This is a genomic window from Brenneria alni (assembly GCF_003666245.1).
Lineage (GTDB): Bacteria > Pseudomonadota > Gammaproteobacteria > Enterobacterales > Enterobacteriaceae > Brenneria > Brenneria alni.
Map to the genome: position 1 here is coordinate 1 of NZ_MJLZ01000007.1, position 16700 is coordinate 16700.

General features: G+C 49.4%; 13 protein-coding genes, 1 rRNA gene and 1 riboswitch. Of the genes, 3 read left to right on the forward strand and 11 right to left on the reverse strand.

Annotation, left to right across the window (positions count from 1 at the left end):
* From BIY29_RS04950 to btuB, 3 genes are all read right to left on the reverse strand, one after another.
* A 16S ribosomal RNA gene (locus tag BIY29_RS04950) occupies positions 1–83 on the reverse strand; the annotation flags it as partial.
* 372 nt (positions 84–455) lie between these two features.
* Positions 456–1313, reverse strand: coding sequence for a glutamate racemase (gene murI, locus BIY29_RS04955; RefSeq protein WP_121574047.1), 858 nt, complete (start codon positions 1311–1313; stop codon positions 456–458).
* On the reverse strand, positions 1258–3135 hold the full coding sequence (gene btuB / locus BIY29_RS04960; protein ID WP_121574135.1) for a TonB-dependent vitamin B12 receptor BtuB: 1878 nt from the start codon (positions 3133–3135) through the stop codon (positions 1258–1260). The genes murI and btuB overlap by 56 nt, the downstream gene beginning before the upstream one ends.
* A gap of 67 nt (positions 3136–3202) precedes the next feature.
* A riboswitch (cobalamin riboswitch) is annotated at positions 3203–3438 on the reverse strand.
* Between the two features lie 134 nt (positions 3439–3572).
* On the opposite strand from btuB, the gene trmA reads away from it, so the two are divergent.
* Complete coding sequence (gene trmA, locus BIY29_RS04965) at positions 3573–4676, forward strand: tRNA (uridine(54)-C5)-methyltransferase TrmA (protein WP_121574048.1); 1104 nt, start codon at positions 3573–3575, stop codon at positions 4674–4676.
* A 26-nt stretch (positions 4677–4702) separates the two neighbouring features.
* Here the strand turns inward: trmA and BIY29_RS04970 are convergent, their stop codons facing one another.
* Together BIY29_RS04970 and fabR are read right to left on the reverse strand one after the other, a co-directional pair.
* On the reverse strand, positions 4703–5083 hold the full coding sequence (locus tag BIY29_RS04970; protein WP_121574049.1) for a YijD family membrane protein: 381 nt from the start codon (positions 5081–5083) through the stop codon (positions 4703–4705).
* 36 nt (positions 5084–5119) lie between these two features.
* Positions 5120–5752, reverse strand: a complete 633-nt coding sequence (gene fabR / locus BIY29_RS04975; RefSeq protein WP_170158885.1) for an HTH-type transcriptional repressor FabR — start codon at positions 5750–5752, stop codon at positions 5120–5122.
* A gap of 191 nt (positions 5753–5943) precedes the next feature.
* Between fabR and sthA the strand changes: the two genes are divergently transcribed.
* Positions 5944–7350 carry a Si-specific NAD(P)(+) transhydrogenase gene (gene sthA, locus BIY29_RS04980; RefSeq protein ID WP_121574051.1) on the forward strand — a complete coding sequence of 469 codons (1407 nt, stop codon included), beginning with the start codon at positions 5944–5946 and terminating at the stop codon, positions 7348–7350.
* Here the strand turns inward: sthA and oxyR are convergent.
* The 5 genes from oxyR to metB all read right to left on the reverse strand — a co-directional run bounded on the left by oxyR (position 7333) and on the right by metB (position 15761).
* Entirely contained in the window at positions 7333–8250 is a 918-nt protein-coding gene (gene oxyR / locus BIY29_RS04985) for a DNA-binding transcriptional regulator OxyR (protein WP_121574052.1), read from the reverse strand. The two genes, sthA and oxyR, sit on opposite strands and share 18 nt — an antisense overlap.
* A gap of 649 nt (positions 8251–8899) precedes the next feature.
* Positions 8900–9793: a methylenetetrahydrofolate reductase gene (gene metF, locus BIY29_RS04990; protein ID WP_121574053.1), complete on the reverse strand. Its 894-nt coding sequence runs from the start codon at positions 9791–9793 to the stop codon at positions 8900–8902.
* A gap of 335 nt (positions 9794–10128) precedes the next feature.
* The gene (locus BIY29_RS04995; protein WP_121574054.1) at positions 10129–11685 is read right to left on the reverse strand and encodes an alpha-L-arabinofuranosidase C-terminal domain-containing protein; all 1557 of its coding nucleotides are present in this window, start codon (positions 11683–11685) and stop codon (positions 10129–10131) included.
* Positions 11686–12162: 477 nt separating this feature from the next.
* Positions 12163–14598 carry a bifunctional aspartate kinase/homoserine dehydrogenase II gene (locus BIY29_RS05005; protein WP_121574056.1) on the reverse strand — a complete coding sequence of 812 codons (2436 nt, stop codon included), beginning with the start codon at positions 14596–14598 and terminating at the stop codon, positions 12163–12165.
* Between the two features lie 2 nt (positions 14599–14600).
* Positions 14601–15761, reverse strand: coding sequence for a cystathionine gamma-synthase (metB, locus tag BIY29_RS05010; RefSeq protein ID WP_121574057.1), 1161 nt, complete (start codon positions 15759–15761; stop codon positions 14601–14603).
* Positions 15762–16009: 248 nt separating this feature from the next.
* Here metB and metJ point away from each other — a divergent pair, with 248 nt between their 5' ends.
* Positions 16010–16327 carry a met regulon transcriptional regulator MetJ gene (metJ, locus tag BIY29_RS05015; RefSeq protein WP_121574058.1) on the forward strand — a complete coding sequence of 106 codons (318 nt, stop codon included), beginning with the start codon at positions 16010–16012 and terminating at the stop codon, positions 16325–16327.
* Between the two features lie 137 nt (positions 16328–16464).
* Here metJ and rpmE read toward each other — a convergent pair whose 3' ends face one another.
* Positions 16465–16680 carry a 50S ribosomal protein L31 gene (gene rpmE / locus BIY29_RS05020; protein WP_009114838.1) on the reverse strand — a complete coding sequence of 72 codons (216 nt, stop codon included), beginning with the start codon at positions 16678–16680 and terminating at the stop codon, positions 16465–16467.
* Positions 16681–16700: the final 20 nt, after the last annotated feature.

Consider the following 16700-nt stretch of genomic DNA (forward strand, 5'->3'; position numbering starts at 1 on the left):
GCTCCCCTGTGCTACCGCTCGACTTGCATGTGTTAGGCCTGCCGCCAGCGTTCAATCTGAGCCATGATCAAACTCTTCAATTTAAGATTTGTTTGATTCGCTAACTTAATAGCTGTGCTCAAAGAATTATCAACTGTTTATTCGTAATGAATTTACTGTCAGTCACTCTTCAAGACTTTTTATATCGCTTGCCGATACCGTCTTGTGAGTGCCCACACAGATTGTCTGATTATATTGTTAAAGAGCAGTGCCACATTACGCTGTGGCGCGGGCCGCATAGTTTATGCATTTCCGCTGTGAAGTCAAGTGATTAATGCCTGACTTCCTGCTGCCCTCACAACCGCGCAAGCGCCGTTGCCGGGTCAGTGGTGGCGCATTATAGGGACTTCTGCGCAGGCCGCAATAGGTATTTTGCATAAAAATCATCAAACGCCTACTATTTACCCACCAGCGCCTTAAAGTGGTAGTTTTTCCAGCGAAAGGAAGCCGTAACGCTGTAATACTGGCCATAACATGGCAACTTTAGGTGTAATCGTCAGGCAATAAACCAGATTCTTTTCCGTTGAGACAGGCGCTCGTTCAAAATTAGCGACCAACCATGCCGTTCTTCTGGCGATAGCCGCTCCCGAATCCACCAACCGGGTACCCTCCGGCAATGCCAGATGCAGCTCCCGCGCCAACAAAGGAAAATGGGTACACCCCAAAACCACCGTGTCAGGCGGTTCCGGTAGCCGTAACCACGGCCTCAAGATTTTCTGCAGGTCTTCGATAGCGATGGTTTCCCCCTGAAGCTTTGCCTCAGCCAGTTCAACCAATTCGGAAGAACCCAGCGACAATATCCGGCAATCATTGGCGAAACGGGCGATGAGCTCATGCGTATAGGGACGCTGCACGGTCGCACGGGTAGCCAATAGTCCAACAACGCCATTACGCGTCAGCTTGGCGGCAGGTTTAACCGCAGGAACCACGCCCACCACAGGGAAATTAAAGCGCTCACGCAAGGCTGGGAGGGAAATGGTACTGGCGGTATTACAGGCAATTACTACCAGCGCCAGTTGGTGACGCTGCTGAATTGCAGTAACAATTTCAACGACACGTTCGATAATAAACTGCTGAGGTTTTTCACCATAAGGGAATGCCTCGTTATCGAATGCATATATATAGTGGAGATCCGGCAGTAATTGCCGGATCTCATCATAAACAGACAACCCGCCTACGCCTGAGTCAAACACCAGTATGGTAGAACGGGCTGGCAGGTCAGAAGGTATAGCTTCCGGTGAGATAGTATTCTCGCCCTGCCGTACGGTAGCCATATGCCGTCTCATAATCTTTATCAAACAAGTTGGCAATTCTACCATGAACCGTTAGCTGGGGGGTGATGGGATATGAGGCGGAAAGATCGGCTGTACTGTAGCTCGGTAAGCGGCGAGTGTTCTGCGCATTGTCGAAGCGTTTTCCTACATACTGATAGCTAAGATCGAAATCAATATCGTACAGCGTCCAATCGAGTTGATATTTAGCCTGCTGTTTAGCCCGACGAGCCAATACTTTGTCATCTTCATCACTGCGGGCATCAAGATAGCCTAAAGTAATTTGATGATGCAAACTGCCGGTATCAAATGACCCAATCCACTCAAGACCTTTCATTGTCGCGGCTTTAACATTGTAATACGTTCCTGTATTCGTCGCGAAGGCATATTCATAATTGATCAGATTATCAATCTGATTGATGTATGCCGACAAACGCCAATTCAGCGATACTATCCGTCCCTCAAGTCCAGCTTCCCACTGTTTTGACTCTTCTGGTTTCAGATTTTTATTCGAATCGATGTCAAAGCGTTTCTGTCCGTATAATTGGCCTAATGTTGGCGCCTGAAACCCCGTACCGTAGGAAAGCGTAGCGCGATAATCAGGTGCAAATGCCCAGCCAGCTGCTACCTGCCACGTTCCATGATTTCCAAACTGTTCGTTATCATCTCCACGGGCAGAACCTTCTAATGTCACCGATCCATATTGCTGCTGTGCGGTGACATAAGCGCCGGTATTATCTTGTTTATAGTTATTCGATTCCCGGGCTCCGGTGTTAAAACTCACACCACCAGACGTCAGCTTTTGCTGCTTCCAATCAATACCCGCATTCACCGTACCCTGGGCAATGGCAAACGTATTTCCCCATTGCAGATTACGCTGTTCCATATCGTCCAGTGAATGATCCGCGCCATAGCGCCCTTGGGTGCTGATATAATTCAGCATACTGTATTTTTGGTAGCTGGCGATCAATTGAGAGGCGTAAGCTCCCTGCGAGAAACGTAAGCCAGTGCTGTAGGTATGATTATAAATTTGTTGCTTATCGCTACCGCCATAGCCTCCCGTGTCGTAATCATTATTCGAGCCATAACCGTAGCCGCGTAAGAACCCAGAGAAGCGCTCATCAAATTTATGTTCAACACCCGCCCAAAACGATTTATTCCGCCAACCGTCTTTATCCCCATCACCGCTATACGCGGAATTGGGCTGGACATTGAAACCTTTAGTACCCTGATAGGCACCAGCCAACGTGACTTTTGTATTATCGGCTATCGTATGGCGGATACCGCCACCGTATTCCTGATAATGATTTGAACCTGCGCCAGCACGCAGGTTGGCGCTATCGTTGTCAGTTTGCGTAATGATGTTAATCACACCGCCAATTGCATCCGCACCATACACGGCAGAACGAGGCCCGCGAATAAATTCAATGCGCTGTACAAGGGAAATAGGTATCTGGTTGAAATCGACATCACCTGTAATACCCGGTTTTGCAACTGGGACACCATCAATCAGAATCAGACTGTGGCGTGCTTCTGAACCGCGAATAAACATTGACGCACTTTGCCCCAGCCCGCCATTTTGCGCGATATCCACACCCGGCAACCGGCGCATGACTTCTAATACATTTTTAGCCTGCCAGCGGTCGATGTCTTCACGGGTAATGACATCCATCGAAGCCAGTACGGAGGAAGCGGGTTGTGGAAACCGGCTGGCGGTAACGACCAGTTCATCGGAGTTCTCTTGTGATGAAGGATTATTGTCTTGCGCCCAGGCAGGAAAAGCCGTGACAGAGAGCACTGTCAGCAGCGTTGTTTTTTTAAGCATCAATAGAGCATCCAAACAATATAGAGGATGCCGCATTACCATGATAAATAGCACGCGATGATCATGGTCACTGCGACGTATACCGGCAGGTCTTCGGGCTTGGGGTCGTTGTTATGTTAATTCTCTAAATATCGTTGGTAACAACGATGATGAGTAACAACAAGGAGCGATGACTTCCCATCCTCAAAAGACAGTGTCTGCATACATGCTATCGCCTGGACTACCCTTACCGCTGCGCGTCAGCTCCAGATTTACACTGGATTCCCTTTTAACTCATACTACGAGGCCGGGCGGCTATGCTACGATCGCCTTATGCAGATGTCTAGACTTCCATTCCATTACAAAGCGATCGGGCGACAAAACTGGACATCCCGACCGGATTCCCTACAATTCCCGGCCAATAAAGTCCTTTTAGATGCCGTTCAGACGAGAAAACCATGACGCCAGAAATCCTGCCTATTGATCAGTACGATGACCAGATCGCACAAAAAACTGAACGTCTGTGCAGGATGATGGCGCCCTTTCATGCGCCGACACCGGCTATCTTCCGCTCGTCCGTCCGTCATTATCGGATGCGTGCTGAGTTTCGCATCTGGCACGATGGGGACGATATCTACCACATTATGTTCGATCAGCAGACCAAGCAGCGTATTCGGGTCGACTGTTTCCCCGCGGCCAGTGAGCTGATAAACCAACTGATGCCGGTATTGATTGCATCTTTGCGGCACAATCCTATCCTGCGCCGCAAACTGTTCCAGATTGACTACCTTTCAACATTAAGTGGTGAAATGGCGGTTTCCCTGCTGTATCACCGGGCGCTGGATGACGAATGGCGACAACATGCCGAAACGTTACGGGACGAGTTGCGTGCACAGGGGTTCCAACTACAGCTTATTGGGCGTGCGACAAAAACCAAGATTTGTCTCGATCGGGATTATGTTGATGAATGTGTGCACGTTGCAGGGCGCGATATGATTTATCGCCAGGTCGAAAACAGCTTTACTCAACCCAATGCGACCATGAACATTCATATGCTGGAATGGGCGCTGGATGCCACGAAAGGCTCCACCGGGGATTTACTGGAACTGTACTGCGGCAACGGCAACTTCTCATTGGCGCTGTCGCGCAATTTTGATCGCGTTCTGGCGACCGAAATCGCCAAACCTTCTGTCGCAGCCGCACAATACAACATTTCCGCCAATCATATTGATAACGTACAGATTATCCGGATGGCAGCCGAAGAGTTCACCCAGGCCATGAATGGCGTGCGGCAGTTTACGCGTTTGCAAGGCATCGATCTGACAAGCTATCGCTGTGAAACCATTTTCGTCGATCCTCCGCGCAGCGGGCTGGACACGGAAACGGTCAAAATGGTGCAGGGTTATCCGCGTATTCTCTATATTTCCTGCAACCCGGAAACGCTGTGCCAGAATCTGGAGACGTTAGTGGAAACCCATCAGATCAGTCAATTGGCACTGTTTGACCAGTTTCCCTATACCCGTCATATGGAGTGCGGCGTGCTGTTGGAGAAACGCCAATAATCATGTTGTCATGCCCGCCTGTCGCTTCATGCCCCGGGGGGATCGCTCTCTTCAGAGGATTTGCGGCCCCTCAGCTTAAAACCAATCCAGAATACCAATACCACGCACAAAATTGAGGGAACAAAATTTGAGCCGATGGCAGGGTACTCAACACGAACAATGGCGCTGTAAAGCAGTAATCCTAACAGAAAACAGGCTGATGCCAGCACAGGAATTCCCTCCTGCATACTGTGGTTCATATAACGCTGATGCAGGCAATATACCGATAAAACCAACGCAATCAGGGGAAATATCGAAAACGGGACGATGGCGCTGAACAACGCCGCAAATGAGCCGTTAACCGACAAACCGGCGACCAGCGCCAGGATCAGCGTACCTTTTTCCCGATGATGAGGTTGTTCTGTCATGGCTTTTCCTTTTTCATGCCTGTTTATATCTAAAATTTACGACCTACCGGATCCGCTGTCCTGCTCTTTGCGATACCAGTAATAGGCGCCTTTAGAAATAATGCGTAATTGCAATACCAACCGCTCTTCCAACTGCTTCCGTTGTTCCAGACCGACATCCAGCGCTTCCGCTCCGGCACTGAAAACAATGGTGACCATCGCTTCCGACTGCGCTTCCGCAAAACTACGCGGGATATGGTTTTCGACTTCCAGATAATCAGCCAGTTCGGCGATAAAATGCTGTATCTCACGCGCGACCGCCGCACGAAACGCAGCGGACGTTCCTGAACGCTCACGCAATAATAATCTGAAAGCATTGGGGTTATTGCCGATGAACTCCATAAAGGTCGAGACGGATGTTTTTATCACGCTGCCGCTTTTGGCAATCCGCTGGCGTGCCTGACGCATTAACTGACGCAGCATTAGCCCGCTTTCATCCACCATTGTCAGCCCCAGTTCATCCACGTCACGAAAATGGCGGTAGAAAGAGGTCGGCGCGATACCGGCTTCACGCGCAACTTCACGTAAGCTCAGGCTGGCAAAACTGCGTTCAGCGCTTAACTGGCTGAACGCCGCCTCAATAAGGGAACGACGAGTCCGTTCTTTTTGTTGTGCTCTGACACCCATTATCCTGACCAAATCATCTGCCCTCCTTTCCAGAAAGGCACTATAGCAAACTTTATTGCCAACATACTGGGACAAAATTTGCCATATTAAAAATGCGATAATAGGTTTCTATAATAAATACAAGCATGATTGGGTTCTTCCCTGGTGGATGTTACAATCATGTTATTAATTTGCATAAAATGGGTTAACCTACAATGACCACACCAAAACAGTTCGATTATGATGCCATCGTTATTGGTTCCGGCCCCGGCGGTGAAGGCGCCGCTATGGGATTAGCCAAGCAGGGTGCAAAAATAGCGGTTATTGAGCGGCATTATAATGTTGGCGGCGGTTGTACCCATTGGGGAACCATTCCATCCAAGGCGCTTCGCCATGCCGTTAGCCGTATTATTGAATTTAATCAAAATCCGCTATACAGCGATAATGCTCGTATTATCAGCTCCTCATTTTCTGACATTCTGCGCCACGCAGACAGCGTTATCGGCCAGCAAACCCAAATGCGCCAGGGGTTTTATGAACGTAATCAGTGCGATCTATTCTCTGGCGAGGCCCGGTTTATTGATGAGCATACCCTTGCCATTCATTACCCGGACAATACCCACGACACGCTGACTGCGGCCAATATCATCATTGCCACGGGTTCTCGCCCTTACCACCCGGCAGAGGTCGATTTCAACCACGCCCGGATTTACGACAGCGATTCCATCCTGCAACTCGACCACGAGCCCCGGCATGTCATTATTTACGGGGCGGGGGTGATTGGCTGTGAGTATGCGTCCATTTTCCGCGGTCTCAACGTTAAAGTTGATCTCATCAATACTCGCGATCGTCTGCTGGCCTTTCTCGATCAAGAGATGTCGGACGCGCTGTCTTACCACTTTTGGAACAATGGCGTGGTAATCCGCCATAACGAGGAGTTTGAAAGCATTGAGGGATTGGAAGATGGCGTCATCGTTAACCTCAAGTCAGGTAAAAAGATGAAAGCTGATTGCTTGCTATACGCTAACGGACGTACCGGTAACACGGAAACGCTCGGTCTGGAACATATCGGCCTGAGCACCGACAGCCGCGGGCAACTCAAAGTCAACAGCATGTATCAGACCGGGCTGGCGCATATTTACGCCGTCGGCGACGTCATCGGCTACCCCAGTCTGGCCTCCGCCGCTTACGATCAGGGCCGTCTCGCTGCACAGGCCATCATCAAAGGTGATGCCAACGCCCATTTGATCGAGGATATTCCCACCGGGATTTACACCATTCCTGAAATCAGTTCCGTGGGAAAAACCGAGCAGCAACTCACCGCAATGAAAGTACCCTATGAGGTGGGCCGTGCGCAGTTTAAGCACCTGGCGCGCGCGCAGATTGTCGGGATGAACGTGGGAAGCCTGAAGATCTTATTCCACCGTGAAACGAAACAGATATTGGGGATCCACTGTTTCGGTGAACGTGCGGCTGAAATTATTCATATCGGGCAAGCGATTATGGAACAGAAGGGTGAAGGTAATACTATCGAATACTTCGTTAATACTACCTTCAACTACCCAACAATGGCGGAAGCCTATCGGGTTGCAGCGCTAAATGGATTAAACCGCTTGTTTTGACGCGGTTTCCATATGGCTTTGCATATGCTCACGGATGGTATCGGCCAGTTGCTCATAGCGTCCGCGCAGCGGTGAGCCGGGGCGGTAAACCAGAGCAATGGTGCGCTTCGGCTCCGGTTTGTAACAGGGCAGGTAGCAGACGCCATCGCGTTCGCGTTCATGAGGCACCGCCAGCGATGGCAACAGGGTGATACCGCTGCCCGCCGCCACCATATTACGCAGCGTTTCCAGGCTGGTGGCACGGAAATGCGTGTCTTCATCCGCCCCGGCCTGAAAACAGAATCCCATCGCTTGATCGCGCAGGCAATGGCCGTCCTCCAGCATTAGCAGTTTCTCACCAGCCAGATCAGCCATTGCGACCCGTTCCCGATTCGCCCAGGGGTGATCCTGATAAATTGCCAGCTTCATCGGTTCATCAAACAAGGGCACTTCGATAAAGGCTTCAGACTCTTTCACTAGCGCTAATATGGCGCAATCCAGCTTGCCGCTGTCCAGTTGAGCCAAAAGCTGATGGGTTTGTGCTTCATGCAAATACATTTCGAGCTTGGGAAATGTGCGGTGCAACATCGGGATAATTTGTGGCAGCAGGTAAGGCCCGACTGTCGGGATCAGGCCGATATGCAACGGCCCTGACATGGTTTCTCCCTGCTGGCTGGCCATCTCTTTCAATACCTTAACTTCACGTAATACGGTGCGCGCCTGTTCAACCAGCAATAAACCAGCCTGGGTAAACAGGACTTTTCTACTGGTTCGCTCCAGCAGCATTACGCCTAATTCATCTTCCAGCTTACGGATTTGCCCACTGAGTGTTGGTTGGCTAACGTGGCAAGAATCTGCGGCCCGCCGAAAATGACGATGTTCTGCTAACGCCACCAGATACTCTAAATCCCGAATATTCATTAATTATTCTCCTTATCATGATAGCAAAAAACGATAGATAGAATACAATTGATAGATTAACCCTATCAATAGTTAACCTGAATAATACATCCCATCAAAGCGTATCTATTTATTTCCACCTAAATAAAACAATATTTTTACTATTAATAGGTCGAGTCCATGTTTATCAGCCAGCTCCGCCAACCATCTGCCACGCTATAACGAGTTACCAGGCGTATTCAAGCAATTTGGCATTGATAGCATTTTGTGTATTTTTGTTAACGATACAGGTTGTGCTGAATGACTGGAAAACAGTTAAGTTCGCAGTCAACATCGTACCCATCCACGATAGGAGCAGAAACTTTACTCATGGCATGAATATACTGGTGAAAAAATCTTGGTTTGAATGCAGAGAAAATAGGAACCGGCTTTACCCGGCAACAGCAGTGAGCATGACTAACTCTGTGGTAGTTTGTCGATGGTCTGAACCCTGCTTGCACAGGGTTGAGGTTGCTGACAAAGTAGCCTGTAAGCCTGAGATACACGGGCCTACCGTACCGAGGGGCGCTCCGGCGGCTTACGCCGCTACGACCCCTCAGCACGCTCTCCCTAATAATGAGCTTTGTCGATGGTCTGAACCCTGCTTGCGCAGGGTTTTCATTAGCCCCGGTCAGCCAATAGCAGGGCGCACGCCCAGAGTATGACAAATTGCGTAGCTCAGTTCAGCACGGTTGAGGGTGTAGAAGTGGAAGTCTTTTACCCCTTCACGGCTCAGGATTTTTACCATATCCATAGCAATGGATGCGCCAACCATTTTGCGGGTTTCGGGATCATTATCCAGACCATCAAACATTGCCGTCATCCAGTTCGGCACACGCACGTTAGTCATGGTAGCAAAGCGCTGTAATTGCCTGAAATTGGAAACCGGCAGAATACCGGGCACAATCTCAACATCAATACCGGTAGAAACACAGCGATCGCGGAAACGCAAATAGCTTTCAACGTCAAAAAAGAACTGGGTGATCGCCCGGTTAGCCCCGGCGTCAATTTTATGCTTCAGGTTGATCAGGTCAGCCTGAGCGCTTTTTGCCTCGGGATGCACTTCCGGATAAGCGGCAACGGAAATATCAAAGTCGCCCACTTCTTTTAGCAGGGAGACTAAATCGGCGGCATACATTTCGGGTTTACCGTCACCCTCGGGTAAATCGCCGCGCAACGCGACGATGTGCCGAATACCGCTCTGCCAGTAATCCTGGGCGATTTCACGTAGCTGCTCGCGTGAGGCATCAATACAGGTGAGATGAGGTGCGGCTTCCAATCCCGTCCGTTCTTTAATCGCCTTAATAATGCTATGGGTACGGTCGCGTTCACCAGAATTCGCGCCGTAGGTAACAGAAACGAACTTCGGCTTGAGGCTGCTCAGACGGTCGATGGAATTCCAGAGAGTGGTCTCCATTTCACTGGTGCGCGGTGGGAAAAATTCAAATGAAACATTAATCTGTCCCTGCAATTCCGCCAGACTTTGATTCAGTGCTTCCCGCTGGTTTGCGTGAAAAAAACTCATCCTGCCACCCCATTACCTATTGTCATTGTTATCATTTTCAAACGTCTATACGTTTAGACGTCCGTATAGAAAATGACGTAATCCGCTTAAAGAGTCAATCTTTTTAAACAGGTGATGAAGTGATGATTCCTCATGTAACATGAGGAATTTTCACGTTACCCCCGCCAGCTCAACAATATTACACATGCGGAGAAACGCACTGTTCATGGAAAGATATTCCCGTTCCATACCCGTCATTTTCCAGTTGCAGCAGTGTTGGTTTCCCTCCCTGACGTAAATCTCCGACTTACGTCAGGGATTCTGTTTTACCTTATTGTCGCGCCAATGACGTTAAGTCAGACATTAAAAGAGACTACGCTTATAGACGACGGAGAAACGCTCATCGCCCAAATACCATCACTCACCTTGTTAATCGAATTGAATACTGCGGGTATTACGCAATGAGGCGCGGCGAATGTGTTATGTGAGCGTGCGCTTTCTCCTTTTAATATTGTTCCGTTAGAAAACTCAACTGGCTTATCAAATTCAATAAGGATGGTGTGCTCTTTGAACATATCGGTATTGATGATATTAAGATTGATGACATTGTCCTTCATTGAAGCAAACCCATATATTGCATTAACTGTTTTATTGTTTTCACTGGAAAGCACCTCCGTGTCGACCTGACACACTAATAAATCCGCTTCTCTATGCACCTTATACATATCAAATACATGATAATTGGGTGTTAAAATAGTGCGCTCGCCATCGGTGAGAAAGAGTGAATTCAGCACATTTACTGTTTGAGCCACACAGGCCATTTTAACTTTATCGCTATGCCTGTGGAAAATATCGAGCGTCAAAGCAGTCGTTATGGCATCTCGCATGGTGCATTGTTGCCATAATACCCGTCCATCATCACATGAAAAAGTATGCCAATTCCCCCATTCACCAATAATTAAATCACAGTCTATTTTATATTGAAAAGGCCCCTCTGTTTCAGCGATATTATTAATTCCTTCTTGTATTAAATCATGTTGTTCAATGACAACATCTTCGATCTCCAGAGCGCCTGATAAAACCTTAAACCATTGCTTCTCATTAAAATCAACGATATTGTCAGTCGGATCAGAAATATTCCAATTATAAAAATGCAAATCGTAACCATCTATTTTAGGCTGCCTGAATCTTGAAATAGAAGAAAAAAATTCCTTCGTCCATAAAACACGCTCTTTTTCTTTATTGCCATCGGGGCCTACAGCTATAAATTTTAACGGATAATGTTCACTCTGAGGTGACAGCATATTACTAAATGTCGGGAATGCCGTGGCATATTTTCTGTATTCAGCAATATATTCAGCCGCCGTATAGGTTCCGCCCCCGGCCCAGCTTTCGTTTCCTATTCCCCAGTATTCAACATGGAAAGGCTCAGGGCTACCGTTTGCTTCCCTTTCTTTAGCAAGCGTAGTGAATTCCTTCCGGTTGCAGTATTCTGCCCATTCAACCATTTCAGCAGGCGAACCGGTCAACATATTAATATTTATCCACGGTTTTGAACCGACGAGATGACATAACGTGATAAACTCATGGGTGCCAAACTGGTTGTAATCCAAGATATTGGAACCAAATACCTCATTGTAATCCACCGGACGTTCAGACCGGTTGCCGATTCCGTGACGCCAGTGGTAATGATCGGCATGGCATCCCCCCGGCCACCTTAGCACCGGTGGCGAAATCCGGGCTAACGCATCCACAATATCCTTCCTGATCCCATGATAATTAGGGATTTTCGAATCTTCACCAACCCAGATACCATTGTAAATATTAGTGCCAAGGTTTTCTATAAACTGAGAATGCAGTTCCGCATTAACCGTTACCTTTTCTTTATTCTGTAAAACACGAATTTTTGTCATTTACCTTCTCCCGCGTTTCTCCTGCGTTTCAGGGCTTCAATAATTTTCGGATATTCTTTATCTAACTTATAGAAAAATGATACTTATGATTAGTAGTATGTAAATTATAGCAATAATGCTTTACGTGCTTTTTTAATAAATAAACGACTATCAATTACCCATAAAAACAAAAACCCAGGCATCATCAGAATATATCGTACTATACACTGATGATGCCTGGGTTTTGCCCAAAGTTCAGTAACAATCCCAAATCGGATTACATGATGCATAAACTTCAGAATACGAACAAGTTAATACGGTGTTTAAATTATTTTTTTGTGATAAACATCATGAATTTCCGTTTAAAAATAAATCATCACAGCTTTATTTTCTATAAATATAGCAATATCGTTAATATTGATTACCTGCTTTTTAATATTCTCCGCTGGAATATACGCCGGGGTAACGAAACCTCCCGGCGTCTTTTTGTCCCCGGCATTAAAGCAGTTGCGCCAGACGGTTTAAATCCGACTGGATAGCCCCGGCGGTTACATCCCGCCCGGCTCCCGGCCCACGGATCACCAACGGATTATCCCGATACCAGCGGCTTTCTATTGCAAACACATTATCGCACGGCAACAAGGATGCCAGCGGATGATCGGGCCTTACCGCCTCAACACCGACACGGGCTTTACCGTTACTGTCAAAACGGGCGACATGCCGCAAAACCAGCCCCATCTCCTGAGCGGCCTCCAGCCTTTGCAACATCTGCTCGTTCAGCGGTTCGCCATTCTCAAAGAACTGATCGACGGAACCTTTTTCACAACCCGCCGGAACCAGCGACTCAACGCGAACCTGACTCGGTTCAATTTCATAGCCAGCCTCACGAGCCAGAATCACCAGCTTACGCATCACATCCTGCCCAGACAGGTCAACGCGCGGATCAGGCTCCGTCAGCCCTTGCTGACAGGCCTGATCAACCAGATCAGTGAACGGCACTGAACCATCAAATTGCAGAAACAGCCACGACAGCGTGCCGGAGAAAATGCCACTGATGGACAGAATACTGTCGCCACTTTCGCGCAAGTCTCTGACGGCAAAGTTCACAGGTAAACCCGCGCCGACGGTGGCGTTATATAACCAGTGGCGGCCCGTCTTGGCGAAAGCATCCCGGATCTGGCGATAATTATTGCCGCCGGAAGCGCCTGCCAGCTTATTGGCGCTGATCACATGAAAACCGTAGCTGGCGAAATCAAGGTACAGATCGGCAACCGACTCACTGGCGGTCACATCCAGCACCACTAAATCATCAAATGGATGCGCCCGCATCCACAGGAACAGATCTTCGCCATCACGTTCCAGTGCTTCACGCTCGAAAAAGGCTAACACCCTACTGGCATCCAGACCGTCGTAATTCAACAGACTACGAGTACTGTCCACCACACCGGCAAGCACAAATTCAAACCCGGTGCGGGCAGAAATATTCGTTTGCTCACGGGCAAACAGTTCCAGCCAGCGGGAACCGATATTCCCTTTGCCAAACAACACCAGACCAATGCGTTTTTCCGCACGAAACAACGAGTGATGTAGCCCACGGATCAGGTGTTCTGTTGGCCCGACGCGCAATACCGCCACCAGACTGATGCCATCTTCAGACTGCCAGATAAATTCCGTCGGCTGATCTTTCAACTGTTGGTAAAAACGGTGGCTATGCAACGGATTCTTGCAGACGCCAGCGCCCACCATCGCTACCAGCACTAACCCCTCGCGCATGGTTAATCGTACAGGCAAATCGGCCTGGTTCAGTAATTGCCAGGCGCTGTCGACCACCTCTGAGGTGTAACACAGTTGCAGCAGATTGCGATCGTGATGGCTCCCCGTTGCCAGCGGTTTTATTTGCGAACGATTCAGTAACTGCTCAACTTCTTTTTGTATCAGTGGGAAGTCGTGTTCCGTAGGCACCTGAACTTCAATCAGACAAACGTCATCATGACTGGTGACAATTTTGGCTCCCGTACCGGACGCCAACACGCGCTCAATACGGGTAGAACCTAGCTCCGGCTGATAACTGCAACGCAGTTGCAGATCGATATCACTGCCGGATACCGGTTGTAACGTGCGAGTATGCAGTACCGGCGCAGCCAATCGCGCCAGTTCACTCGCTTCATCCAGCCGTAGCAGAGGCAGCAGGCAGGCATCCTTAACTTTACGCGGGTCGGCGCTGTAAACCCCGGCGACATCACTCCAGATGGTCACGCGCTCAACGCCCGCCAATGCACCAATCTGCGTAGCGGAATAGTCGCTGCCATTACGCCCCAGCAACACCGTTTCATCCGCTTCGTTACGACAGATAAACCCGGTGACTACCAGACGCTGCCCGGTATGCTGCGCCAGACACTGTTGCAGCAAAGGCCAGGAACGGCCTTCATCCACCTGGGGCTGCGCTGTCCGCTCCGCACGCAGAAAATCTCTCGCATCCAGCCAGGAGGCTTGCATATCCAATTGATTAAGCAAGGCGGACATCAAGCGAGCCGACCAGATCTCCCCGTGCCCAACCACTTCGGCATACACGGCATCATCGACTTTGCCATCCAGAAGTGCGGCTAAACGCTCCAAATCGCGGATAAACTGGCTCGTCAGGCGTTCAGCCGCTTCAGGGGGGAGTAACCCGGCAATCAGGTCGCTCTGGTAGCGCCGCAACGCCTGCTGAACCTGATGAGCAGAGAGGCGATCGATTTGACTCAATTGTAACCAGCTGATTAGCTGGTTAGTGGTGCCACCGGCGGCAGAAACCACCATCAAATCGCCGGGGTGACTGTACTCGGCCATAATACCGGCAACGCGCTGGTAACATTTCACATCAGCCAGGCTACTCCCGCCAAACTTATGCAATTGCCGGCCAGTTACCGTTCCCACTACTCCTGATGCACTCATTGTTACCCCTTCGCTGCGGCCTGAAATGCACGATCCAGATCGGCAACAAGATCATCACCGTCTTCAATACCGGTTGAAATACGCAATAATGTTTCAGAAATCCCGGCAGCGGCACGCGCTTCCGGCGCCATACCGGCATGTGTCATTGTCGCCGCATGGGAAATCAGGCTTTCCACCCCACCCAGCGACTCCGCCAGAGTAAAGAGTTCCAGCGATGCCAGGAAACGGCGCAGGGTATCTTCATCCCCATCCAGCTCAAAACTGAGCATAGCGCCAAACCCGGATTGCTGACGACGTGCAATTTCATGGCCGGGATTGTGCGGCAACGAAGGATGATATAATTTTTTCACCAGCGGCTGTTGCTGTAAATACTCAACCAACTGTAGCGCATTTTTCTGCGCCGCCGCTATACGCGGAGACAATGTGCGCAGGCCGCGCAGCAGCAAATAGCTGTCAAACGCGGCGCCGGTTACGCCGATATTGTTTGCCCACCAGGCAAGCTCGGTTGCCGTTTCCGGATCGCGGGCAATCACTGCCCCCGCCACCACGTCGGAATGACCGTTCAGATACTTGGTACAGGAGTGAACCACCAAATCCGCGCCCAGTGCCAGCGGTTGCTGCAATGCCGGACTCAGGAAGGTGTTATCCACCAGACTGGTTGCACCCGCAGCACGCGCCGCCTGGCAAATGGCGGCGATATCCACCACGCGCAGCAGCGGATTGCTGGGGCTTTCTACCAGCACCAGTTTAGGCTTCTCTTCCAGTGCCGCATTGAGCGCCGCTTCATCTCCCTGATCGACAAACCTGACGCGAAAGGCACCACGTTTATGTAAGCTGTCGAACAGGCGATAACTGCCGCCATAGCAATCATGAGGCGCCACAAGCAGATCGCCGGGGCGCAGAAAAACCGTGCAGACCAGCATAATGGCGGACATGCCGCTGCTGGTCAGTACGGCATTCGCACCACCTTCCAATTCAGCCAGCGCACGCTGAACGACATCGCGGGTGGGATTACCCCGGCGGGAATAGTCGTGCTCTCTTGGCTGGTTAAATCCGGTAAAGTTATAAGTGCTGGAAAGATGAATAGGAGGAACTACGCAGCCGTACTGCTCGTCATTGTTTAACCCGCTGCGAACTGCGATCGTTGCCTGTTTACGCGTCATCGGCTCTTTTCCTGGCTGGAGGCTGAGATAGGAACTAAAGAGTAAACTCAGTTTACTTGGACGTCAATACATCTAGACTTCTAAACTTCTTTGCGTATAGATTGAGCATAAGCATAATAACCGCTAGAATTGTGATATTTCATGACAGATGCTATATCCAACAGATTTCAGGACGCAGGAAGCCAATACACCTGCAACCCGGAAGACGACGGGTATATCTTCATTACGACTAATCTTTAAGGTATCCCATGGCTGAGTGGAACGGCGAGTATGTCAGCCCCTACGCTGAACACGGTAAAAAAAGCGAGCAGGTTAAGAAAATCACTGTATCTATTCCGCTGAAAGTATTGAAGATACTGACAGATGAGCGGACGCGGCGTCAGGTTAACAACCTGCGTCACGCAACCAATAGCGAACTGCTGTGTGAGGCATTTTTACATGCATTCACCGGTCAGCCATTGCCAAACGATGAGGATCTGCGTAAAGAACGTAGTGATGAAATTCCAGAAGAAGCCAAAATCATCATGCGGGAAATGGGGATCAACCCGGATACCTGGGAATACTGAGAATCTGGCTGAGGAACCTGTACCAGGCCAGCATGGACGGATTAACGGATGAGCCGCTTTTCACCACAATGCAATGGTTATGATCAAACAAAGGCACCCAGAGGTGCCTTTGTTGTCTTACAGCTAACCGGTAAAACTTATTTTTTGCTGCCCGGTACGCTGAAACGCTTGTTGAAGCGATCGACACGACCACCCGTTGCAACATCACGTTGCTTACCGGTGTAGAACGGGTGGCATTCGCCACAAACGTCCAGGTTCAGATCGTGACCCACGGTAGAATGGGTTTTGATAACGTTACCGCAAGAGCACGTTGCCGTAACTTCTGCATAATTCGGGTGAATACCTTTTTTCATGGGAAACCTCTGTTAAGGCC